The sequence below is a fragment of the Chryseobacterium sp. Leaf404 genome, assembly GCF_001424145.1.
GTDB lineage: Bacteria > Bacteroidota > Bacteroidia > Flavobacteriales > Weeksellaceae > Chryseobacterium.
Genome location: NZ_LMQM01000011.1, coordinates 179,123 through 202,946 on the forward strand (window position 1 = coordinate 179,123; position 23,824 = coordinate 202,946).

Below are 23,824 nucleotides of genomic sequence, written 5' to 3' on the forward strand. Positions count from 1 at the left end.
TTCCAGAACGACAGCCGGCAGACTTTTGAAATGGTTACTGTCTCAAAATCTTTTCCATCTTCCTGCCTTTTGCCAGCTCGTCAATAAGTTTATCTAAATATCTTACTTTTTTCGTCAGCGGATTTTTTATTTCCTGAATTTTGTAACCGCAGATAGTTCCGGTGATCCAGTCTGCATTTGGGTTCAGATTTGCTCTTTCAAAAAAAATTTTAAAACTTATTTTTTCATCGATGAGTTCCTGTAGTTTTTTATCATCAAATCCTGTAAGCCATTCGATGATCTGATGAAGTTCTTCTTTTGTTCTCCCTTTACTCTCCGACTTGGCGACGTAATGTGGGTATACAGAAGCAAAAGTGAGATTGGCAATGCGTTCGTTATGTTGTTCAGTTTATTTCATATTACAATTTTCATTTAATCAAAAATAAATAATTTTAAAATTGGATCTTTAAAATTGGATCTTTAAAATATGCAGAAATTCTTTCATCATTGGAAGTATGCTTAAATGAACTTTTGCCACGCTTTACGTTTCGCGAAAAAGCTTTTCTACCTTTTGCGTTTAAAGCAAAAAAAAATAAGAACCAAAACTGATTCTCATTTTCCATTTTATGGTCTTGTCAATTAACTCACGATATATTCAGTGATAACCGGCTGATCATTTTCGTCATCCCACTTCATTTTCCAGTCTTCTTTTACGTCCATATCGATGTTTGCCTGCTTCATCGGTGCAACATATCTCACTTTGAAAGCAATATCAAATTCATTTTCAGAAGTTTCATTTATTTTGATGTCTGAAACATGATGTTTGGTATTTCCCAGCATGTTGTTTTTAGAATCTGTAAACCAGTTGTTGAATCCTTCGTGACCTGTAAATTCGTCGTTTCCCGGGAACTTCATTTTTACATCTTCAGAAAGATACTGCGTGAAGTAACTGTTCTCGTCAAGCTGATCAAAACGCGTAAACCACGTTTTCATAAATGCTTCAATTTTTTCTTTTTTTGTCTGTTGTGCGTTGTCCATAGATTTTGTTTTAATATGAAAAGATATCTTTAAATGATCAGTTTATCAAATAAAAGCCCAAACTGCAACACGTATTGAAACTCTTATTATTAATTTAACGGAAAAGCCGAAAATCGTAAATATATTTTACAGAAAAAACAAAATTAACCTATTTTTTTAATCCCTTTCTAATTAATGCACAAAAAAAGAGAACTACTTTCGTAATTCTCCTTAAAATCTAGTAGCGGGAACCGGACTCGAACCGATGACCTTCGGGTTATGAGCCCGACGAGCTACCTACTGCTCCATCCCGCGGTGTTTCTTTTGAATCGTACCGACTGTAACGATTRTAWTAAWTTAGTAGCGGGAACCGGACTCGAACCGATGACCTTCGGGTTATGAGCCCGACGAGCTACCTACTGCTCCATCCCGCGATATTGGATTGCAAATATACGACAATATTTCAAAATTCCTAATATTTCTTTTAAATAAAGGATTTCACGGGAAATAATTTTAATATTACTATCTTTGTTCTATGGCTAAAATACTCAGAATTTACCCCGATAATCCTCAGGAAAACCTTATCAGCGAGGTCATTAAAACCCTTAACAGTGGCGGACTCATCATCTACCCGTCTGATACAATCTATGCTTTGGGATGCAATATTTTTGACATCAAAGCAATGGAAAAACTTGCCCAAATTAAAAAACAGAAGCTCGACAAAGCAAAATTCTCAATCATCTGTAATGATCTGAGTCATCTTTCAGATTTTACGAGACCGGTTGATACTTCGGTTTTCAGATTTCTAAAAAGCCATCTTCCGGGGCCGTTTACCTTTATTCTGGAAGCCAACAAAAGTCTTCCCTTAGCTTATAAAAACCACAAAACAATCGGGATCAGAGTTCCCGATCATCCAATTCCACAATTGATTGTTGAGAAACTGGGGCATCCAATTGCTTCCACTTCCATTCACGATGACGACGAGATTATTGAATATTCTACCGATCCGGAACTCATTGCTGAAAAATATGACAATCTGGTAGACATTGTGATTGACTCCGGATATGGCGATAATGTTGCATCTACGATTGTTGATCTCACCTCGGGGGAACCGGAAATTATCCGTCAGGGGAAAGGTATTATTTAGTTCAAGGTTTAAAGTTCAATATTTAAGGTTTTTAGATTCAATTTTTATTTTTTATGAAATTTATTACTTCGCCTGCAAAACTGATGAATGTAGAAAGCAAAACTGACCTTTTGAGATCTACCACGCCAAAATTCATTGAAGATGCAGCACATATTCACAAATATTTAAAGGAGAAAACGCCGAAATATCTTTCAGATTTAATGGAAATTTCACCAAAACTCGCCGACGAAAACTGGGAAAGAAACCAAAAATGGAAAGCAAAACCTACGGCTAAAAATTCTGCCCCGGCGATGTTTGCCTTTACGGGCGAGGTTTACAGAGGTCTGGATGCAAAAACTTTAGATAAAAAAGCCGTAGATTATCTTCAGAAAAATTACAGAATTCTTTCCGGATTGTACGGTTTGCTGAAACCTTCAGATAAAGTAATGCTTTACCGTCTTGAAATGGGTCGACCGTTTGAATTTGAAGAGTATAAAAATCTTTATTCGTTCTGGACAAAAAAAGTGACTGAACAGCTGAATTCTGAATTAAAAAAGAATGAAATTATTCTCAATCTCGCGAGCAATGAGTACTTCAAAGTGATTGACAAAAAGAAACTCAATCATCAGGTTATCGATTTTGATTTTTATGAATTGAAAAACGGAAAACCAAAAACTATTGTTGTTTACACGAAACACGCGAGAGGTTTGGTCGTAAGATTTTGTGCTGAAACCAATGCTAAAAATCTGAATGACGTAAAAGCTTTCAATCTTGAAGGCTACAGGATTGATGAGGAAAAATCTACGGACAGTAACCTGGTTTTTGTAAGATAAGATCATGAAAGCTCTGAATGCACCAGCACAATTTGCCCTAAAACTTGTTTTCACAATGAGTTTTATGGTTTGCTGTTCGCAGGAAAAGAAAATTCTTTCTACCAACGGATTTCTTGACAATCATACTTATAACAGTGCCTACGAAGACACAATAAAATATACTTCAAAAAATATTTTCTCTGTAACTGAATATAAAAAACCCCAGAATAAAGAAATCATATCTGCCAGATTCAACGGATTGCCTTATGCGAAGCAGACCTACACAGAATATTTACAGGATGGCAGGAAAAAGTACAGGCAGTACAAATCTTCTGAAACTTTTATAACTGAGAAATTTCATTATGATAAAAATGAGTTGATTCTGAAAGAAACTGCTGAAAGTAAATATGGAAATTCTTACAAATGGCTTTTCTATAATCCTGATGGACTTCTAAATGAAGAAATTTATTATACATCTGATCAGAGAAAGAAAAATATCTTTGAAGGCTACACCAAATATCACTATTCTTCAGATGAGAAAAAAACTACTGTGAAAATTGTCGATTACGGTTATGATTCTTTAGCCAACGAAGAAAAATACGAATTTGAATTCCCGATACTTACTAAAACAACTCCTCTTTACCAATCTAAAGTTCACGAATACCGTTGGATCAACGGAAAATATCAACCGACTAAAATAAAAGATTACATTGTCGAAAATCGTGACGTAACCTTTGAATACGATGAAAACGGTCGTTTGACATCAGAAATTTGGTATCAGAATCACAACAGTCTTGAAAATAAAACCGAATTTTCTTATTCAGACAATGATAAGAACCAAACCGAACAGCAATATCATCTTTTAGGAACTGAGAAGTCTACAAAAATAACCCGACAATATGATGAGCACAAAAACCTGGTTTTTGAGCAAAGTATAGAGTATACAGGGCATCCACTGAGCGAAAATACGTTTGAATACGTATACGATAAACAGGGAAACTGGACCTCAAAAAAACATTTCAGAAAAGATGTGGATTTGGGAATTAATGCAGAAAAAAAACTTATAGATTACGAATATCGTGAGATAAAATACTACAGTTCTGCCACTGTTCAAAGAAATTTTAAATTACCTGAACTTCCTGAAATAGCAAATTCGATACGAAACAATATTCCTAAAATTGCAATTCGAAAGAAAAAGAAAATTGAAGATTTTGATACCGCGGTAAAAAACGGCGATTTTGAAAGCCAGATTAATCTGAAAAAAGCCAAAAATATTGAAGATTTTACTCCGGCATTCTGGACTTTAAAAGCCAAAGAATTTGGTAATTTAGATGACGATGCCGGCGATGAAGCCGTTTGCGTTTATGAAACTCCGGTTGAAGGAGATTTGGGGTTCGAACAGGCACTTGTAATCTTTAAGAAAGCAGGTGAAGACTGGACTTTGTGGCATCAATCTACCAAACCCATACTATCTACAGCCCACGGCGGAATGATGGGAAATCCGTTTGAAGGAATCAGCATTAGAAATAAAACAATAATTGTAAGTCATTTTGGTGGAAGCAGGCAAAAATGGAGTTACACCCATCGGTACAGATTTCAAAATCAAAACTGGTATCTCATTGGTGCAAGCGTAAATTTTGGTTCGCCGTGCGATTACGTTGACTCTTTAGATTACAATTTATCAACGGGAATTGCCGTGTTTGAGCACAGTTCGGAAGACTGCAGTGACAATGTAGACAAACCGAAAACAAGCCGCTGGAAAGAAACAGTCAGCAAAAAAATACAGTTGCCTCTGATGGATGAATTTTCTGTCGGTGAAAACAGGATTGAACTAAAAACAAGAAAAACAGAGATGTTTTATTAGAAAAAATGACATTTTCAGATTTAAAAAAACATTTTATACAGCAACTTTCAGAGATCTATTCCGAATCTGAAAGCGGTTTTATTTTTCAGATATTTTCAGAAGATATTTTAAATTTAAATGCAGTTCAGCAGCGGCAGTTTTCTGATCAAGAAGTTTCGGAAGATATTCAGATTCAGTTTGAAAATATCATTTCTGAATTAAAAACCGGAAAACCGTATCTTCAGATTTTGGGCGAGGCCGAATTTTATGGAATGAAGTTTTTTGTGGATGAAAACGTTTTAATTCCAAGGCCTGAAACTGAGGAATTACTCGAAATTGCTATTCACAGAATCCAAAGCCTTAGACAAGGTCAGCCTGACACGAAGTGCATTCCACCCTCAATCCTTACAACCCTCGAACGCTCAAACCCTCAAACCCTCAAAATACTCGACATCGGAACCGGCAGCGGCGTCATTCCTTTGGTTTTAAAGAAACATTTTCCCGACGCGGAGGTTTCTTCTGTCGATTTTTCTGAAAAAGCTCTGGAAACGGCAAAGAGAAATGCGGAATTCCATGATTTGAAAATAAAATTCATTCATGCAGATTACCTTAAGTGGGAATTAGATGAAAATTTTGATGTTATTATTTCAAATCCACCCTACATCGGGCTTGATGAAGATAATGAAATTGCCATTTCTGTAAAAGAGTTCGAGCCGAAAATGGCATTATTTGCTCCAACTGAGGATGCTTTGATTTTTTATCGAAAAATCGCAGATGACTGTGAGAAATATTTGAATAAAAATGGTTTGGTTTTTCTTGAAATCAATCAGAAACTGGGTCAAGAAACTTTAGATTTATATCAAAATTTAGCGCATTCTGAGCTGATTCAAGATCTGAGCGGAAATGACCGGTTTGTTTTTGGAATTAGATAAACCTTGTAGTTATGTTTGTAATCAATTTGTCCTATTTTTCTGAAATATGATTTAAGATTATTTTTGGTTCCAGAAAATCATTAAATACATGTTTTTATATTTAGATGATTCAATTCTTTTTCAATTATAAATTCTGATTTACTCTCATCTGCAAATTCAAAAACTTCACTGTATTTTCATTGCTATAATTTGTCATGATCATTTTCTACTCTTGATTATTGCTTAGAAAAGAAGCTATAAATATCTCAGCTCGAAATAAAACCATGATATTTAACATAAAATTTTAGAATCATTTAAAATTGATAAATTCCTTAACATTTTGCGTAATATTTAGTTAACATTCATTAATTGACTTGCGAAATTATTCATCACTAAAAGTCAATTATAATTATGAATAATTAAATTAAATCTACTTAATTTTTTTCCATAAAGATTATCTTAAAAGTAACTCTAAAGCATTATAGTCTCGATATATTGTTTACATCGAGGACAATCATACATTATAAAATCGACAGCAGAAAATTCATTTCATTAAATCTTAATAAGAAATTAAATTCATATTATTTTAATATATATATTTAGTGCAATCGATTACAATACAGCAAATAAAAATTAATTTTAAACAAATTAAAACTTACTAACCATGAATAAACATATACTTTATTTATTATTATTTCTCGGTTTTGTAAACATCAGTGCACAAAACGTCACGATTACACAGGAAACCGGCTGGATGGAAACAGCGTACATCAAATGGACACCAGTTAGCGGAGCTGACAGCTACAAGGTTTACTACACAGGCGGAAATTTTACAGATAAAATCATTGACACGCAACTGATTCGTAATTATGGAACATACTTCAGAGCCGATGCGTTGGGATTGAGTCCTGGTGTTTACACGCTCAAAGTTGTACCGGTTACAGGAAATGTGGATGGCCCGGCAACAGTTTCAGTCCCGATTACGGTTACCGCTCATGACAGATCAGGCTTTGCGCACAGCAACGGAAGAGTTCCGGGAGCCTACAATCTTGATGGAACACTGAAAGCCAATGCTGTGGTTTTGTATGTAACTCAGGATACAAAAAACACAATTTCATTAAACGTAACAGGCGCAAACGCAAATCCATGCGTTGGATTACAGACGATTTTGGATGGCTTTAAAAAAGGTTTGGATACACGTCCACTTGCCATCAGACTCATTGGGAATGTTACTGATCCCAATTATCTTCTTAACGGCGATGCTGTGATTGAAAACAAAAAGATAGCTGCCAGTTCGATCACATTCGAAGGTGTAGGATCTGATGCATTGGTCAACGGTTGGGGAATCAGAATAAAATCTGCGACCAACATTGAGGTTCGTAACTTAGGTTTTATGCTGACAGATGCTTCTGAAGGTGATAATTTGAGTCTTCAGCAGGATAATACCTACATCTGGGCTCACAATAATGACCTGTTTTATGGTGCTCCGGGATCTGATGCTGATCAGGCAAAAGGTGACGGTGCTCTTGATTCTAAAAAATCATCTTATGTAACATTTTCCTACAATCACTTCTGGGACAACGGGAAAAGCTGTCTTTTGGGTTTAAGTGAAGGTACAACTACAGACCTGTACATCACTTATCATCACAACTGGTTTGATCATTCGGACTCAAGACATCCGCGTGTGCGCTATTTCTCTGCACATATCTACAACAATTATTATGACGGGAATTCCAAATACGGTGCGGGATCAACTTTAGGTTCTTCCCTTTTCGTAGAAGGAAATTACTTCAGAAACTGTAAATATCCTATGTTGATTTCTAAACAGGGGACAGATATTGCAGGCGGTGCACCAGGAACTTTTTCTAATGAAAATGGCGGAATGATCAAGGCTCACAACAATTTTATGACTGGTCAAACTGCTTTTGTTCCGTACAGTTCTTCGGCATCAGCTCAGTTTGATGCGTATGTTACAACCAACAGAAATGACGTTGTGCCAAGCAGCATTACAGCAGTACAGGGAAGTGCGACTTATAATAACTTTGATACCAATACTTCTTTGTACATCAATTCTCTGGTAATTGATACTCCTGTTGTTGGTAGAGATAAAACCACGCAATACTCAGGTAGAGTTTCTGGTGGGGACATCAGCTGGACATTCAATAATTCGGTTGACGATACAAACTCTTCTGTAAATACAGGATTGATGGCAATATTACAGAACTATACATCGCAGTTGGTTTCTGTACAGGGAATTGCCGCTCCGGTAGCGAGTTCTCAAACATTGACAATACCGGCAAACAACGATCAGACTGTAATTACAGGGACGGCAATGGCATCAATGATCTTTACCTGGGGCGGTACTGCAACCGATGTCACTGTTACGGGACTGCCTGCTTCGGGAGTAATTTTTATAAAAGATACTGCAGCGAAAACTGTCACCGTTTCAGGAAATCCTACGGATGATGTGACTTTTACTGTAAATACGGTGGGAACATCAGGAACACCAGTCTCAGGAACGGGAAGCATTTCTGTGGTAGACCCCGGAACACCGCAGGGGAATGAAATTCATAATTTTACCACTTCAAATACATCAAGTTCATTCTACACTTTTACTTCCGCAAATATGAACTCTACAGATGGTTCTGCGACTTATGACGGTCTTACACTTACAAAACGTCTGAAACTTGAATCTGCAACGTCAATAGCATACACCACACTGCAAACATCAAGCTTAACTTTGGTATTGGATCCAACATTTACAGGAACTGTAAAGTTTGACAATGTAAATTACACTGCGGCTGGCGGGATTATTACCATCAACAATATTGCAGCGGGAGCCCATACCATCACAAAAGGAAGTGTTGCCAATTTATTTTATATCAAAACAGTATTCAATACAACCGGAACTTTGGCAACGCAGGAAAGTAAACTGCAAACACTAACAGTATTCCCTAATCCTGTTACGTTAATACTTACGGTTTCTACTCCGAACAATAATCCTGTAGAATCTATCACCATTACTAATTCTGTAGGGCAGGTTTTGAGAACAGTCAATGAGAATACGACTAAAGTTGACATGAGCAGTCTCAGCAATGGTCTATATTTCTTACAGATCAAAACGAAAGAAGGAATATTTAACCAAAAAATAATTAAAAAGTAATCAGCATTGCTTTTTTAAAACGTGAAAGCCATCTCAAAATCGAGATGGCTTTTAGGTTTTCAGAATTTACACAAAACTAAATTCAAAATTTATTCTAACCGATTTTTTTTCTTACAAATATTTCGAATGCCAGATATAAAAGTGGTATCGACATCACAAAAAGATAAAATGCGTTTTCTATCGCCAGTTGCGGGAAAACTGCAACTGAATATATAAGCCCGAAAAAAGCTCCGCCCAAATGAGCTGCGTGACCGATGTTGTCATTCATTCTGGGATTCAGCATGCTGTATACTGAGTATCCAAAATAGAGAAATCCGAAAATATAGCCGGGCAGCGAGAGTGCCGGAGGAAGAAATATAATTCCGATTTTTATAACATCAGGACTTAAAGAAACTCCTGCGAAAATAATTCCGGCCACACCACCACTTGCTCCAATTGCTGAGTACCAACCTTGATTTTTATAAATGAGCAGCGAAAAAAGATTTCCAACCAAAATAGATCCTATATAAATGATGAGAAAACCGATCAGTCCGAAAGCTTCTAAAACGTATGGCCCAAACATGTAGAGAACATACATATTAAGAGCTAAATGGATAAAATCTGCATGCAAAAAGCCCGCTGAAAGCAATCTTATATATTCTTTACTGTATTTAATGGCTCCCACATTAAACTTGAATTTTTCAAAGTTTGGGGATCCTGCGGGAGCGGTAAAGCTCGCAATACATGTAAGTGCTATGATTAAAATAATGATGTTCATATTTGATTTTTTTGTTCTTTCAAAATTCCGCTTCTAAAACTTTGTCAAAGTAACCGTGCTGAAAATAAAACTTTGACAAAGTATCAACTTTCACCTTCCTGAAACAGATCACCTATTGTTCCGCCTTCATCGTCCTGAGATGGCGTAAAATCGGGCTCTTCATCCACTTCAGGCTCTTCCTCTACAGGCTCGGGAATGGTGATATTGATTGTTTTCACTTTAAATTTAGTGAACTGATTTCCGATGGCTTTAATACCTTTTACTGTAATAAATTCATCGATATTGATCATTTCAGGCTCACGTTCTTTTCCTTTGTCTTTGGCGAAAATAATTTCTGCTGTAGCACCGTTGCTTACGATTACATTTTCAATAAATGATTTCGGATGGTCTGAAGGCATGAAGGTCTGTAAGTGATTATTGTTTTCAAAAAGAAATCTTTTGATGAAGTAGATATCCTTTTCGCCATCGTAGTAAATGCAGGTTACGGGTTGTTCCGGTTTCCATTTTTCGAGCACCAGATATTCGTCATCAAAGCGGTTTCCCAGATCAAATGAAACCAGTTTTGCTTCACCGTTTGTATTGATGGTGAGAATTTTATCATCCCCTTTAAAATTTCCTAAAAAAGTTCCGCGTGCATCTGCATTGAGTCTCCTCACGGTATCGTCGTACCAGATTTTTCTCGGAGCTAATGTAGAAACTCCTTCTTCCTTTAAATCCACTTTTTTGATGGAATATTTAGTAACCAAATTTCCTTTGGAATCCCTTCCTTTAATAGCCAGTTCAGAAAAATCAACATCCATTTTATTTTTTCTGATTCTTGGATTGGGTTTTAGCAGAATACTCACAGTTTCTGCTTCACCGTTTGGATTTGCCGAAAAATAAAGTGTTTCTGAAAACTTTTTGTCTGAAGCCAGAGGATAATCTGTATTTCTTGTAACGCCAGTCACAGAAAAACGTTTCATATAGTATGGTCCTTCCCTGCCCTCACGGTAAATCATGTTGTAAACTGTGCGTTTATCATTCTTTTTCCAGACGGCGACGTGGAGAATATCTTTTCCTATAAAAGTTTTTGGTTCCACTTTTACCACTTTCATCCTTCCGTCTTTTCGGAAAGTGATGATGTCGTCAATGTCTGAGCAGTCGAACAGATACTGATCTTTTTTAAGCGAAGTTCCGATGAAACCTTCTTCAAAATTGGCGTAGAATTTTTCGTTGGCAACCGCTACTTTTGTGGCATCAATGGTATCAAAAATCCTGAGTTCGGTTCTTCTTTCTCTTCCTTTTCCGTATTTTTTCTGAATATTCAGATAATAATCAACCGCGTACTGGATCAGGTTTGCCAAATGGAATTTTACCTGCTCAATTTTACCTTCCAGTGCAGCGATATTTTCTTTAAATTTATCTAAATCAAATCTTGAAATTCTTTTAATCCTGATTTCCGTCAATCTTAAAATATCCTCTTCTGTTACAGGTCTTAGGAGATGTGCGGTATGAGGTTTTAATCCTTCATCGATGGTTTTAATAACATCCTCCCAGGTTTTCACCTCTTCAATATCGTGATAGATTCTGTTTTCTATAAAAATTCTTTCCAGAGAAGAAAAATGCCAGCTTTCTTGCAATTCATGAAGTTCAATTTCGAGTTCCTTTTTAAGTAAAGAAACCGTGTGATCGGTATTCATCCGCAGAATCTCCGAAACGTTTAAGAACATTGGTTTATCGCCAACAATCACGCAGGCATTGGGAGAAATCGTGACCTGGCAATCTGTAAATGCATACAGCGCGTCAATCATCTTGTCTGGCGATACATCATTGTGAAGATGAATTAGAATTTCAACTTTATCCGAAGTATTGTCTTCAATTTTTTTGATCTTTATCTTCCCTCTCTCATTGGCTTTCAGAATAGAATCAATAAGGTCTGATGTATTTTTAGAAAAAGGAATTTCTGTAATAACCAGCGTATTTTTGTCGCTTTGCGAAATTCTCGCTCTTGCTCTTACTTTACCGCCTCTGTGGCCGTCGTTATATTCTGAAACATCAAGAAAACCAGCGGTAAGAAAATCAGGATATATTTCAAAATTTTTCCCTTTCAGGTGAGCAATTGAGGCATTAATAAGTTCATTAAAGTTATGAGGAAGAATTTTGGTTGAAAGCCCTACACCAATCCCCTCAACACCCTGTGCCAGAAGCAGCGGAAACTTTACCGGAAGATCAACAGGCTCATTGTTTCTGCCATCATAAGATTTCGTCCAGACAGTCGTTTTCGGATTAAATACCACTTCAAGGGCAAACGGAGTAAGTCTTGCCTCAATATATCGTGCTGCAGCGGCAGAATCTCCGGTATAGATATTTCCCCAGTTTCCCTGAGTATCAATCAAAAGTTCTCTCTGGCCTATCCCCACCATTGCATCTGTGATTGAAGCGTCACCGTGGGGGTGATATTTCATTGTATTACCTACGATGTTTGCCACTTTATTGTAACGCCCGTCTTCCAGCTCACGCATGGAGTGCATAATTCTCCGCTGAACAGGCTTAAAACCGTCAAAAACAGAGGGTATTGCTCTGTCTAAAATTACGTACGATGCATAATCGAGAAACCAGTCTTTATAGAGACCTGAAACTTTCTTCAGGCTTTCACTTTCGTGAGAATGTTCTTCATTCATTATTTACTTTCTCCTTATTATTTTTGATCACTTTATTGAGTGAAAATTTCAAATCATTGAATTCTTTTCCCGAGAGATAAGAAATTTCGTATTTTAAAATGGTACTACCACTCTTGCTGTTGATGGTGACGTACAGTCTTTTAAAAAAAAGAAATGTAAAAGTCTCATAGCCCACCAGTTTGTATTTTGGAAATTCATCGCTCAGCGGTTTGCTTACAAAAGATAAAATACTTCTGTTTCTGAAATGGAGCGCTTCGCCATCGCTGTCATATTCAAAAATCTGCCTTCCGTTCAGATAAAATATGGTGCACAGAATCATGGGAATAAGTATAAAAAGATAAGCTTCAGCACCAAAAATCTGAAATCTCATTTCTTCTACTAAAAACGCCAAAACCCCTATCACAAGGAGCATTATGAGTGCCGTATTTATAAAATTATACAGCGGAAGCTTTCGTTTGTTGCTGAGTCTCATTTTAATTCAAAATTTGTGTTATTGTTTTTATATTGCTTCAGATATGATTTCTTTTCTATCAATTTCAGAATCGTCTTCCACTACAAGATTTTCCAGGATAAAAGTCTGTCTGTCTGGTGTATTTTTGCCCATATAGAACTCAAGAATCTGTTCTATAGTCTGGTCTTTCCCTATCACTACGGGTTCTAGGCGGATATCTTTTCCGATAAAGTTTTTAAATTCATCAGGCGAAATTTCTCCCAAACCTTTAAATCTTGTAATTTCGGGATTTTTGCCCAGTTCACTCAGGGCTTTTACTCTTTCAAGTTCGGTGTAGCAATATCTTGTTTCTTTCTTGTTCCGTACTCTGAAAAGTGGTGTCTGCAGGATGTACAGATGCCCGTTTTTAATCACATCAGGAAAAAACTGGAGGAAAAAAGTAATCATCAGCAGTCTGATGTGCATTCCGTCTACATCTGCATCAGTAGCAATAATTACCTGGTTGTATCTGAGGTCTTCAAGACTTTCTTCAATGTTTAAAGCAGCCTGCAGGAGGTTAAATTCTTCGTTTTCGTAAACCACTTTTTTGGTCAGGCCATAGCAGTTCAGAGGTTTACCTTTTAACGAAAAAACCGCCTGTGTTTCTACATCCCGTGATTTTGTGATGGATCCTGATGCAGAATCTCCTTCGGTAATGAATATCTGGGTTTCTGCTTTTCTTTCAGCTTTCTGATCGCTGTAATGCTGCCTGCAGTCACGAAGTTTTTTATTATGAAGAGACACTTTTTTTGCTCTTTCTCTTGCGAGTTTCTGAATGCCGGAAAGTTCTTTCCTTTCTCTCTCTGAAATCAGGATTTTACGTTGCAGCGCTTCGGCAATTTCCGGATTTTTATGAAGATAATTATCCAGTTTATTTTTGAGATAATTGATGACGAAGGTTTTAATCGTTTCCAGTTCCTTTCCATCTTTGTCTTGTCCCATGGTAGCAGAACCCAGCTTAGTTTTAGTCTGAGATTCAAAAACAGGATTACCCACATTGATATAAACCGCACCAATAATGGCTTTTCTGATGTCTGTAGCCTCAAAGTTTTTATTGAAAAATTCCCGGATTGTCTTAACGTAAGCTTCCTTAAAAGCATTGAGGTGCGTACCACCCTGGGAAGTGTACTGTCCGTTAACGAAAGAAAAATAGGTTTCAGACTGAGATTTATCAGAATGCGTAATCGCAAGCTCCATATCATCATCCTTAATGTGGATAATAGGATATACTATTTCGCCGTCAATTTCCTCTTCAAGCAAATCTCTCAGACCATTCTGAGATTCGAAAACTTCCCCGTTAAAATATATTTTCAGACCTAAATTGAGATAGGTATAATTTCTCAGCATTTTTTCTACATATTCATTCCTGAATTTGAAGTTTATAAAAATACTGTCATCAGGAATAAAAGTAATTTCGGTACCGTTCCTTTCCGAAGTCTCTGCCTCGTCATGTAGAGTTTCCAAACGCCCTTCGCGGAATTCGGCAATCTTCATTTTGCCTTCCCGCACAGATTTTACTTTGAAATAATTAGAGAGAAAGTTGACCGCTTTTGTGCCGACACCATTTAAACCGATTGATTTTTTAAATGCGCCGTCATCATACTTTCCACCGGTGTTCATGATAGAAACCACATCCACAATTTTTCCCAGAGGAATCCCACGGCCATAATCGCGGATTGTTACAGTACCATCTTTAATTTTAACATCAATTCTTTTACCCGCCTTCATTCTGAATTCGTCGATGGAATTATCCAGAACTTCTTTCAGTAAAATATAAATTCCGTCATCTACCGAAGATCCGTCTCCCAGCTTACCAATGTACATACCGGGTCTAAGCCTTACGTGCTCTCTAGGCTCAAGGGTTCGGATATTTCCTTCATCATAATTCGGATGTATATTTTGCGACATAGTAAAATTTCTGTAAACAGACAAAAATACGCAATTGGATAAAAAAATCCGAATTTTTACTTCACTAATTTTAATGATTTTCAGAAAATGTAAACGGTGACCATCTGAATTAAAAATAAAAATCTCTAATTTAACATTAGAGCAGATACTGTGATTTTTTGCCGTTTTTTCACCATAATGGCCTATTTTTATCTGTTCAAATATAAAATCATCCCATGATACAACTTCCTTTATCTAAACTTTCTAATGTAGGAACCACAATTTTCAGCCAGATGACACAGTTGGCCAATGAAAATGAAGCCATCAATCTTTCGCAGGGTTTCCCGGATTTTCCAACTGATCCTGAACTGTTGAATCTTGTGGATCAATACATGAAAAAAGGATTTAATCAATATGCCCCAATGGGCGGAATGCTGCCGTTAAAGGAAGAAATAGTAAAAAAAATTGAAAATTCTCATCAGGCAATTTATCATCCCGACACAGAAATTACGGTTACAGCGGGTGGAACTCAGGCCATCTTCACAGCTATTGCAACTTTGGTAAAAGACGGCGATGAAGTAATTATTTTTGAACCTGCTTATGATTGTTATGAGCCTACAGTAGAGCTTTTCGGAGGAATTGTGAAGAGATTTAAAATGACCGCTCCCGATTATGCCATCGATTGGATTGAGGTTAAGAAATTGGTTTCAGATAAGACGAAACTAATTATTCTCAACAACCCCAATAATCCGGCAGGCAAAATTTTAAATGAAAACGATTTTCAGGAACTGATTTATATCGTAAAAGGAACTTCAGTTTTTATTTTGAGCGATGAAGTTTATGAAAATATTGTGTTTGATGGAAAGAAACACCTCAGCGTCTGCAAATATCCCGAACTGAAAGAACGAAGTTTTCTGATCGCATCTTTTGGAAAACTTTTCCACGTAACCGGCTGGAAAATGGGATATTGTGCTGCACCGAAAAATCTGACCGAAGAATTCCGAAAAGTACATCAGTTCAATGTTTTTTCTGTCAACACGCCCATTCAATTAGCCTTTGCGGATTACATGAAAAATGAAGAGAATTACTTACATCTGAATCAGTTTTTCCAGCAAAAAAGAGATTTGATCAGAAACGGACTTTCAGGAACTTCGTTTGAACTTCTTGATTGTGAAGGAACTTATTTTCAGGCTGTGAAGTACGATAAAATTTCAGATAAAAAGGATCTTGATTTCGCACATGATTTAACCATCAACCATAAAGTTGCCACAGTTCCTTTTTCTTCGTTTTATCAAGATAAACTGAATGAAAATGTAATCAGACTTTGCTTCGCCAAAAAAGATGAGACTTTGGAAAAAGCTTTGGAAAATTTAAGGAATATTTAAATTAGAAATATTAATTAGTTTTAAAATTTGTACGTGTTTTGTACAAATAAAATACATTTTATGATCATTACTACTGTATCAGATTTCAGAAAAGATATTAAAAGCTATCTGGATAAAGTTGCCAAAAATTTCGAAACCCTGATCATTAACCGCGGGAAAGACTCAGGAATTGTAGTGATGTCTTTGGAGGAATACAATTCTCTTGTAGCCACCAATCATGAATTATCTTCAAGAATAAATGAGAAACGCCTTGATGCTGCCGTAGAAAAACTGAAAAATAAAAATTCATTTGAAAAGCATTTAATAGAAGAGTAATGAAGTACATTTCTGTAGATGAATCTTGGGAAGATTATCTGTACTGGCAAAAAACCGACAGGCAAAAACTCAAACGAATCAATGATTTGCTGAAAGATATTCCAAGAACAACTTTTGCAGGAATTGGAAAACCAGAGCCCTTAAAACATAAATATTCAGGTTTTTGGTCCCGCCGAATCGACGATGAACATAGATTAATCTATTGGTACGAAGAAGACCAGATTCTGATCACCAAATGTAGATTTCATTACGATTAAAATAAAAAAAAGGCAGTTTCTGATTTTGAAACTGCCTGTTTTATTTTAGAAGAACATTCCTCCAGAAACCTCAATTCTCTGAGCCGTGATCCATCTCGCTTCTTCAGTACAAAGAAAAGCTACAACGCCACCGATGTCATCAGGCAAACCGGCTCTTCCCAATGCAGTATTTGAGGAAACCATTTGATTGATATTTTCGTCATCGCGTGTTCTTCCGCCACCGAAATCAGTTTCGATGGCACCTGGAGCCACTGCATTGACTTTGATTTTTCTTGCTCCCAGTTCCTTCGCCATATATTTGCTCAACTGATCAACAGCAGCTTTCATGGAACCATAAACTGAAGAACCCGGTATTGCAAATCTCGCCAAGCCTGACGACAGATTGATGATACCGCCACCATCACTGATGAAAGGTAAAAATTTCTGAGTCAGAAAGAAAACACCTTTAAAATGTATGTCTACCATATCATCCAACTGTTCTTCTGTAACATCAGCAATCGGTTGGTACAAAGCAGTTCCTGCATTATTGATTAAGAAATCGATATTTCTGCTTCCTGTATTTTCTTCCAAATGATCGCCAACTTTCTTCACAAAAGCATCAAATGATTTTACGTCTTTTGTATTGAGTTGATACGCAATAGCTTTTCTACCTAAATTTTGAATTTCAGCAACGGTTTTGTCAGCTTCTTCTTTATTTGAATTGTAGGTGATGATCACATCCAGGCCTTTTTCTGCAATTTTTAATGCTGAATTTTTTCCCAGACCACGGCTTCCGCCAGTTATTAAAGCGATTTTTGTTCTTGTTTCCATTTTTTTAATGATTAAATTTAATAATACAAAGCTGAGAAAATTTCAGACCAGAATTTTTGCTGCAATCAAACCAAAATTTGCAAAATTCAAATCAAAGCCTGAATTCCAACGGAGTGAGAGATGTTTTCTTTTTAAAAAAGTTTGAAAAGTGAGCGATTTCTTCAAAACCTAAAGCGTAGGAGATTTCAGAAATGCTCCAATGGGTTTGTTTTAAAAGGATTTTAGCTTCCTGAATCACTCTTTCGGCAATCATTTCGGTGGTTGTTTTGCCGGTGCTTTCTTTTAATTTTTTATTTAAATAATTCACGTGCACCGCCAATCTGTCGGCAAAATCCTTAGCAGATTTTAGCTGAAGCCTTTGCTCTGAAGTCTCAATAGGAAACTGTCTTTCGAGCAGTTCTATAAATAAAGAAACCACTCTAATTGAAGATTCATTTGACGTTGAAAGCTTTGAGGAAGGTTGTAATTTTTGACCGTAATGAATCAGTTCCACCACATAATTTCTGATGAGATCATATTTAAAAATATAATCAGATTCAATTTCATTTTTAATTTTATTAAATAAGAGCTGAATTTCATCTGCCAGATTATTGTCAATTTCAAAAACAGGAATATTCCCGGGCTGAAAAATCGGCAACTCCTGAAGACTACTGTGCGAAAGGTTTTTCAGAAAAAAATCTTCTGTAAAAACGCAGAAACTTCCTGCCTGATCTTCATTTTCCGGCACATAATGATAAGGAACTTTCGGCGTCGCAAAAAGTAAAGCATTCTTCTCAATCGAAATCACTTTATCTGCATACTCTGCTCTGTTTTTTCCGCGTATTAAACTTATTTTATAGTATTTTCGACGGTTATATGGCATTTCGCACGTGGTTCGCAGGCGTTCTATCGTTTGGGCAATATCAAAAACATTGAAATGACCGATGTCTTTTTGCAAACCTTTTGGAATAAGGGTTTCTACATCTTTCCCTAATTTGACGGCAATTTCTCTGTAGAAATCTTCAAGGGAAGCGTAAGAAGTGTGAGCAGATTTTTCCATGATGGTGATTTGTAAAAATCAAATTTACAAAATTATGAAACGGTACCTCCAACAATTTCTATTTGCCATTTATTATCTTTAAACAAGACTTCCCTCAAGCTGAAGAAATCCGTTCACAATAAAATTTTTATTTTTGATTGAATTAAAACTGAAATGACTAAAACTCAAACCTAAAAAATATGCCTTGGGTTTGTTATTATCCAATTCAAGCAACCAATAACCTTCATGGCTTCTTGCAAATACATAATCGATACCTTTATAATTCTGCATAGTAATAGAGCCAAACTGATGACCAAATTTTTCGATAAACTTTGCATTTTCATACTCATAATTCTCCATATATTTATCGTCAAAAACAGTAGATTGAGTGTTCTTCTTGCGTTCTAAACTATCTTGCTTAAAGCTTTTAAACTTTTTTAAATTTTCAATCTGAAGATATGCAGGTTTTTCATCCAAAATTTGCTTAACAGTATAAGGCTTAGTTTCAACATATTCATCCTCTCTCCTTTTTGTTTAAAACAGTTCTGTTCCATTGTTTTTTAACATGAAATCAACAGAAAAAATATAAATAAATACCTCATAAAATCTTTTTTCTAAATTCAACAAAAAACGCTCCCAAAAATGAATCTGGAAGCGTTTTCTATATAACTAACTTTTACTTGGTCTTCTTAAACGTTGAATCTGAAATGCATGATATCGCCGTCTTTTACGATATATTCTTTCCCTTCAACTCCCAGTTTTCCGGCTTCTTTGATTTTCGCTTCAGAGCCGTAAGTCATGTAATCATCATATTTGATTACCTCTGCACGGATAAATCCTTTTTCAAAATCTGTATGAATCACACCTGCAGCCTGAGGCGCTGTCCAGCCCTGTCCGATGGTCCATGCTCTCACTTCTTTTACACCTGCTGTAAAGTAGGTTTGAAGTTTTAACAAATCGTATGCTTTTCTGATCAGACGGTTAACGCCCGGTTCAGTTAAACCCAATTCGTCAAGGAAAATTTCTCTCTCTTCAAAAGTCTCCAGTTCGTTAATATCAGCTTCGATCTGAGCCGCCAAAACTACGGTTTCTGCGTTTTCGCTTTTAGCCATTTCTTCGATCTTGGCAATCCAGTCGTTCCCGTTTTTGATTGAATTTTCGTCTACATTACACACGTAAAGAACCGGTTTATTGGTCAACAACTGTACTTCACCAATAATCTCTGCTGTTGCATCATTCGTTGCAAATTCTCTGGCATTTCTTCCGTCTTCCAAATGCTGCTGTAGGTTCTGAAGCGTTTCATAAGCCAAAATATCTTCCTTTTTACCGGATTTAATAAACTTTTTAGCTTTTTCAGCAGCTTTCGCCACTGTTTCCATATCTTTCAGCTGAAGCTCGATATCGATAATTTCTTTGTCACGCATAGGATCTACAGAACCTTCCACGTGCACAATATTTCCGTTATCAAAACATCTTAAAACGTGAATAATCGCCTCACATTCTCTGATGTTTGCCAAAAACTGATTTCCAAGACCTTCGCCTTTGCTCGCACCTTTTACAAGACCTGCAATATCTACAATCTCTACAACAGCAGGAATTACTTTTTCAGGATTGATTATTTTTTCAAGCTCAAAAAGTCTTTGATCCGGCACAGAAACCGTTCCCAAATTGGGCTCTATGGTACAGAAAGGATAGTTTGCTGATTGTGCTTTTGCATTACTCAGACAGTTAAAAAGAGTTGATTTACCTACATTCGGCAAGCCTACGATTCCACATTTCATAATTTCGATTCAAAATTTAATATTCAATATTCAAAGTTTATTAATTCTGGATTCAATTTATTTTTTAAATATTGAATTTTAAACCTTGAATTTTAAGTGTGCAAAGATAAAGAAATTAAAGAGAGAATCATAACAAAAAAATCTGCCAGACGACCGACAGATTTAAGGTTAATTAAATGATTGAGTTATTAGGGATTGGGACCTGTAGCATTCTGTGCAAGTTCGGCATCGTCAGGAAGCGTTTCCAGAGTTTTATCGAGAGTGAATAAAGATTCGTCGCTTGCTCTGTCTCCTCCCGCGATTTTCAGTTTGTCAATTAAATTCATTGCAAATGTTTCTTCTTCAATCTGTTCTTTTACAAACCACTGAAGAAAATTCCATGAAGCCCAGTCTTTTTCTTCGAAAGCAATGTTCACAAGATTATATATTGCCGTTGTATTATCTACCTCATGTTGAAAAACCATATCAAAACAGTTGGAAAGGCTCGTAGGTTCTGCACCTGGAGCTTCAAGAGCTGTAACGTTAGGCTTCCCGCCTCTGTTGAGAATGTACTGCATAAATTTTACTGCGTGGTCTCTCTCTTCCTGCGCATGACGGAAAAGGAAATTTGATATTCCACCATACCCTTTGTCGGCTGCCCAGATTCCGTAAGAAAAGTATGTTCGTGACTGTAAATCTTCGGTATTCATCTGGTCGCTGAGAGCCTGCTCGAGTCTTTGTGAAAGTCTGTTGGTGTTCATAACTGTATATTTTTAGTGATGATTCTACAGATACAAAAATGATTCCGTGGAAAGTATTTGACGAGAAAAATGCCAATTTGTAGTGATTCTAAAATGAAATTATACTTCAAAAAACTTTGTGAATGTTTAAACATAAATACCACAGAATTCATAGGAATATAGATTAATGACTTATATTTGATTAAAATCAAAACAGATGCAACAGGTTCTAAAAAATTACTCAGGCATTATTCTAGTACTCGTGGGGATTACCGTGGGAAGCATCATCGGGATTGTGGCTCCTGAAATTGTGGCATACATCAAACCTTTAGGTGATATTTTTCTTAATCTTCTTTTCGTGAGTGTAGTTCCTCTGGTGTTTTTTGCTGTTGCTAACTCTATTGCATCTCTTGAGCAGGATTCTAAATTTGGGAAGATTCTGCTCATTATGTCTTTTACATTTCTGTTTTTTATACTGACCGCAGCCGTTTTTACTATTGGTGCAGTGTACATTTTCCCGGTTTCATCGATATCAGGAAGTAAGGAAATCATTGCTGAAACGGCTCAGGAAGAAAACTGGGGAGACAGGATTGTAAGTTTTTTCACCGTTGGAGAGTTTACCGAATTGTTTTCCCGAAAAAATATGCTGGCTCTGCTCATCTTTGCCTTCCTCACGGGATTTGCAACCAGAAAAGCGGGTGAAAACGGAAAACCTTTCAGAATTTTTATAGCTTCAGGATATGAAGTGATGAAAGAGCTTCTGCTAATGATTATGAAAATTGCTCCGATTGGTTTGGGGGCGTACTTTGCCTATCAGGTGGCAACCCTGGGACCTCAGCTTTTTGGATTTTATGCTAAACCTTTAGGTCTGTACTACATTGCTGGAATTGTCTATTTTTTTGTATTCTTCACACTTTACGCCTTTATGGCAAACGGCCAAACCGGAATTAAAAGTTTTTGGAAAAATGCAGTTTACCCTACTCTGACTGCTTTGAGCACCTGCAGCAGCTTTGCCACGATGCCAACTAATCTGGTAGCTGCCTCCAAAATTGGGATTCCAAGTTCTGTTGCCAATCTGGTGATACCTATCGGAACTACTCTGCATAAAAACGGCTCTTCCATGTCATCGATTATTAAGATTTATATTGCTTTTCAAATCATAGGAAGAGATTTTTTTGAACCTTCCAATCTTCTTTTAGCCTTAGCAATTACCGTTTTTGTAAGCATTGTGGCAGGCGGAATTCCCAACGGTGGATATATTGGCGAAATGCTGATGATCTCCGTTTACAGTCTGCCGCAGGAAGCCATCCCGGCTGTAATTATTATCGGAACTTTGGTTGATCCTCTGGCAACCGTTTTGAATGCTGTGGGAGATATCGTTGCCGCGATGTTTGTAGGCAGGTTTGTGAAGGTTTAAAATATGAAAATCACTACTTAAACACCCATGCTGCGCGGTAGAAATCACTGAATTGCAGCAATTAATTATGCAGCAGTAAAGCAACCAACTTGTAATCAGCCGTATTTGTATAAAAAAAAAGATGAAGCCCAACTGAACTTCATCTTAATATTTCTATAATTTTCTGAATGTATTTAAAATTTCCTTACTGCATCCAGGGTGAGATTGATCTCGGTATCACCGATGGCATCACTGATGAAGTAGGTTTCGTAGCCACTTGGAGGAAGATAAATTCCGTTTTCAAGCATGTGATGGAAGAATTTATTGAATGTAGAATGACTGGCTTTCTGAGCTTCATCAAAGTCTGAAACCTTATCGGTATCAAAGAAAACCGACATCATCGAACCTGTTCTGTTGATCTTGTGATGAATTCCTTTTTCGTTTAAAATTTTTCCGAATTCGATATCTAAAACTTCCGTTGTTTCTGCTAGCCTGTCGAAAAATCCTGAATCATTTTTAATGATCTGCAAAGTTTTTAAACCTGCTCTCATCGCCAAAGGATTTCCACTTAAAGTTCCTGCCTGATAGACTGCACCTTTGGGCGCGAGACAATCCATAATTTCGTTTCTTCCTGCAAACGCTCCCACCGGAAGACCGCCACCGATTACTTTTCCGTAAGTTACAAGGTCGGCTTTCACGTTAAATAATTCCTGTGCACCGCCAAAAGCAAGTCTGAAACCCGTCATCACCTCATCGAAAATAAGTAAAGCTCCGTTTTCATCACATAAAATTCTCAGTTTTTGGAGAAAATCATTTTCCGGAAGAACGCATCCCATGTTTCCGGCAACCGGTTCGATAATGATGGCTGCAATTTCGTTATCATTGTCTTTAAAAAGTTCTGCCACCTGCCCGATATCATTGTATCTTGCCAGCAAAGTATCTTTTGCAGTTCCGGCAGTTACTCCCGGAGAATTGGGATTTCCAAAAGTGATGGCTCCACTCCCCGCTTTGATTAAAAATGAATCTGAATGACCGTGATAACAGCCTTCAAATTTCACAATTTTATCCCTTCCTGTAAAACCTCTTGCCAGTCTCACCGCACTCATACAGGCTTCCGTACCCGAAGAAACCATTCTGATCTGGTCGATATTCGGAACATTTTCTGTGATGAATTTTGCGATTTCTGTTTCAAGTTCCGTGGGTGCACCAAAAGAAAAACCTTTCTCAGCCTGAATCTTTAATTCTTCTAAAACTTCGGGATGGGTGTGACCTAAAATTGCGGGGCCCCACGAGTTGATGTAATCTACGTAAACGTTGTCGTCGGCATCTGTAAGGTAAGCTCCTTTGGCAGATTTCATAAAAACAGGAACTCCACCTACAGATTTAAAGGCACGGACAGGCGAATTTACTCCGCCAGGAATATATTGGTAAGCTTCATCAAATAAAGCTGAACTTCTTTGGTATTTCATTGATGTTGGGTGTTGGATGTGGGATGCAG

21 protein-coding genes and 2 tRNA genes are annotated in these 23,824 nt (G+C 36.9%); 9 read left to right on the forward strand and 14 right to left on the reverse strand.

Annotated elements, in window-relative coordinates:
• Nucleotides 1–34: 34 nt before the first annotated feature.
• The 4 genes from ASG31_RS18240 to ASG31_RS10640 all read right to left on the reverse strand — a co-directional run bounded on the left by ASG31_RS18240 (nt 35) and on the right by ASG31_RS10640 (nt 1,430).
• Nucleotides 35–367, reverse strand: coding sequence for a DUF2200 domain-containing protein (locus ASG31_RS18240; RefSeq protein WP_231433759.1), 333 nt, complete (start codon nt 365–367; stop codon nt 35–37).
• A gap of 251 nt (nt 368–618) precedes the next feature.
• Complete coding sequence (locus ASG31_RS10630; protein WP_056031929.1) at nt 619–1,017, reverse strand: hypothetical protein; 399 nt, start codon at nt 1,015–1,017, stop codon at nt 619–621.
• A 221-nt stretch (nt 1,018–1,238) separates the two neighbouring features.
• Nucleotides 1,239–1,311: transfer RNA gene (locus tag ASG31_RS10635), tRNA-Met, on the reverse strand.
• Nucleotides 1,312–1,357: 46 nt separating this feature from the next.
• A tRNA-Met gene (locus ASG31_RS10640) sits at nt 1,358–1,430 on the reverse strand.
• 101 nt (nt 1,431–1,531) lie between these two features.
• On the opposite strand from ASG31_RS10640, the gene ASG31_RS10645 reads away from it, so the two are divergent.
• The 5 genes from ASG31_RS10645 (at nt 1,532) to ASG31_RS10665 (ending at nt 8,851) form a co-directional block, all read left to right on the forward strand.
• Nucleotides 1,532–2,143: an L-threonylcarbamoyladenylate synthase gene (locus tag ASG31_RS10645; RefSeq protein WP_056031933.1), complete on the forward strand. Its 612-nt coding sequence runs from the start codon at nt 1,532–1,534 to the stop codon at nt 2,141–2,143.
• Nucleotides 2,144–2,196: 53 nt separating this feature from the next.
• Nucleotides 2,197–2,955 (forward strand): peroxide stress protein YaaA, encoded by a 759-nt coding sequence (yaaA, locus tag ASG31_RS10650; protein ID WP_056031935.1) that lies wholly within the window; start codon nt 2,197–2,199, stop codon nt 2,953–2,955.
• 4 nt (nt 2,956–2,959) lie between these two features.
• Nucleotides 2,960–4,798 carry a hypothetical protein gene (locus ASG31_RS10655; protein ID WP_056031938.1) on the forward strand — a complete coding sequence of 613 codons (1,839 nt, stop codon included), beginning with the start codon at nt 2,960–2,962 and terminating at the stop codon, nt 4,796–4,798.
• Between the two features lie 5 nt (nt 4,799–4,803).
• Entirely contained in the window at nt 4,804–5,709 is a 906-nt protein-coding gene (prmC, locus tag ASG31_RS10660) for a peptide chain release factor N(5)-glutamine methyltransferase (RefSeq protein WP_056031939.1), read from the forward strand.
• A 643-nt stretch (nt 5,710–6,352) separates the two neighbouring features.
• Nucleotides 6,353–8,851, forward strand: coding sequence for a T9SS type A sorting domain-containing protein (locus ASG31_RS10665; protein WP_056031942.1), 2,499 nt, complete (start codon nt 6,353–6,355; stop codon nt 8,849–8,851).
• Between the two features lie 94 nt (nt 8,852–8,945).
• Here ASG31_RS10665 and ASG31_RS10670 read toward each other — a convergent pair whose 3' ends face one another.
• The 4 genes from ASG31_RS10670 to ASG31_RS10685 form a co-directional block, all read right to left on the reverse strand.
• Complete coding sequence (locus ASG31_RS10670) at nt 8,946–9,608, reverse strand: rhomboid family intramembrane serine protease (protein ID WP_056031945.1); 663 nt, start codon at nt 9,606–9,608, stop codon at nt 8,946–8,948.
• Nucleotides 9,609–9,691: 83 nt separating this feature from the next.
• Nucleotides 9,692–12,268 carry a DNA gyrase/topoisomerase IV subunit A gene (locus tag ASG31_RS10675; RefSeq protein ID WP_056031948.1) on the reverse strand — a complete coding sequence of 859 codons (2,577 nt, stop codon included), beginning with the start codon at nt 12,266–12,268 and terminating at the stop codon, nt 9,692–9,694.
• A complete protein-coding gene (locus ASG31_RS10680) occupies nt 12,261–12,740 on the reverse strand; it encodes a hypothetical protein (protein ID WP_056031951.1) in 480 nt (159 codons plus the stop codon). The genes ASG31_RS10675 and ASG31_RS10680 overlap by 8 nt, the downstream gene beginning before the upstream one ends.
• Before the next feature lie 27 nt (nt 12,741–12,767).
• Nucleotides 12,768–14,666, reverse strand: a complete 1,899-nt coding sequence (locus ASG31_RS10685) for a DNA topoisomerase IV subunit B (protein WP_056031956.1) — start codon at nt 14,664–14,666, stop codon at nt 12,768–12,770.
• A 215-nt stretch (nt 14,667–14,881) separates the two neighbouring features.
• Between ASG31_RS10685 and ASG31_RS10690 the strand changes: the two genes are divergently transcribed.
• From ASG31_RS10690 to ASG31_RS10700, 3 genes are read left to right on the forward strand one after another with little or no spacing between them, the layout of a single operon-like run.
• Nucleotides 14,882–16,030: a methionine aminotransferase gene (locus ASG31_RS10690; RefSeq protein ID WP_056031959.1), complete on the forward strand. Its 1,149-nt coding sequence runs from the start codon at nt 14,882–14,884 to the stop codon at nt 16,028–16,030.
• 60 nt (nt 16,031–16,090) lie between these two features.
• On the forward strand, nt 16,091–16,345 hold the full coding sequence (locus ASG31_RS10695; protein WP_056031962.1) for a type II toxin-antitoxin system Phd/YefM family antitoxin: 255 nt from the start codon (nt 16,091–16,093) through the stop codon (nt 16,343–16,345).
• Nucleotides 16,345–16,602 carry a Txe/YoeB family addiction module toxin gene (locus ASG31_RS10700; protein ID WP_056031965.1) on the forward strand — a complete coding sequence of 86 codons (258 nt, stop codon included), beginning with the start codon at nt 16,345–16,347 and terminating at the stop codon, nt 16,600–16,602. The genes ASG31_RS10695 and ASG31_RS10700 overlap by 1 nt, the downstream gene beginning before the upstream one ends.
• A 45-nt stretch (nt 16,603–16,647) precedes the next feature.
• On the opposite strand, the gene ASG31_RS10705 is transcribed toward ASG31_RS10700, so the two are convergent.
• The 5 genes from ASG31_RS10705 to ASG31_RS10725 all read right to left on the reverse strand — a co-directional run bounded on the left by ASG31_RS10705 (nt 16,648) and on the right by ASG31_RS10725 (nt 20,951).
• Entirely contained in the window at nt 16,648–17,412 is a 765-nt protein-coding gene (locus tag ASG31_RS10705; RefSeq protein WP_056031968.1) for an SDR family NAD(P)-dependent oxidoreductase, read from the reverse strand.
• 91 nt (nt 17,413–17,503) lie between these two features.
• Nucleotides 17,504–18,451 (reverse strand): helix-turn-helix domain-containing protein, encoded by a 948-nt coding sequence (locus ASG31_RS10710; protein WP_056031972.1) that lies wholly within the window; start codon nt 18,449–18,451, stop codon nt 17,504–17,506.
• Nucleotides 18,452–18,529: 78 nt separating this feature from the next.
• Complete coding sequence (locus ASG31_RS10715; protein WP_056031975.1) at nt 18,530–18,907, reverse strand: hypothetical protein; 378 nt, start codon at nt 18,905–18,907, stop codon at nt 18,530–18,532.
• Between the two features lie 212 nt (nt 18,908–19,119).
• On the reverse strand, nt 19,120–20,211 hold the full coding sequence (gene ychF, locus ASG31_RS10720; RefSeq protein ID WP_056031979.1) for a redox-regulated ATPase YchF: 1,092 nt from the start codon (nt 20,209–20,211) through the stop codon (nt 19,120–19,122).
• Nucleotides 20,212–20,399: 188 nt separating this feature from the next.
• On the reverse strand, nt 20,400–20,951 hold the full coding sequence (locus ASG31_RS10725) for a ferritin (RefSeq protein ID WP_056031982.1): 552 nt from the start codon (nt 20,949–20,951) through the stop codon (nt 20,400–20,402).
• 196 nt (nt 20,952–21,147) lie between these two features.
• Between ASG31_RS10725 and ASG31_RS10730 the strand changes: the two genes are divergently transcribed.
• Complete coding sequence (locus ASG31_RS10730; protein ID WP_056031985.1) at nt 21,148–22,347, forward strand: dicarboxylate/amino acid:cation symporter; 1,200 nt, start codon at nt 21,148–21,150, stop codon at nt 22,345–22,347.
• A gap of 173 nt (nt 22,348–22,520) precedes the next feature.
• On the opposite strand, the gene hemL is transcribed toward ASG31_RS10730, so the two are convergent.
• On the reverse strand, nt 22,521–23,795 hold the full coding sequence (gene hemL, locus ASG31_RS10735; RefSeq protein ID WP_056031988.1) for a glutamate-1-semialdehyde 2,1-aminomutase: 1,275 nt from the start codon (nt 23,793–23,795) through the stop codon (nt 22,521–22,523).
• Nucleotides 23,796–23,824: the final 29 nt, after the last annotated feature.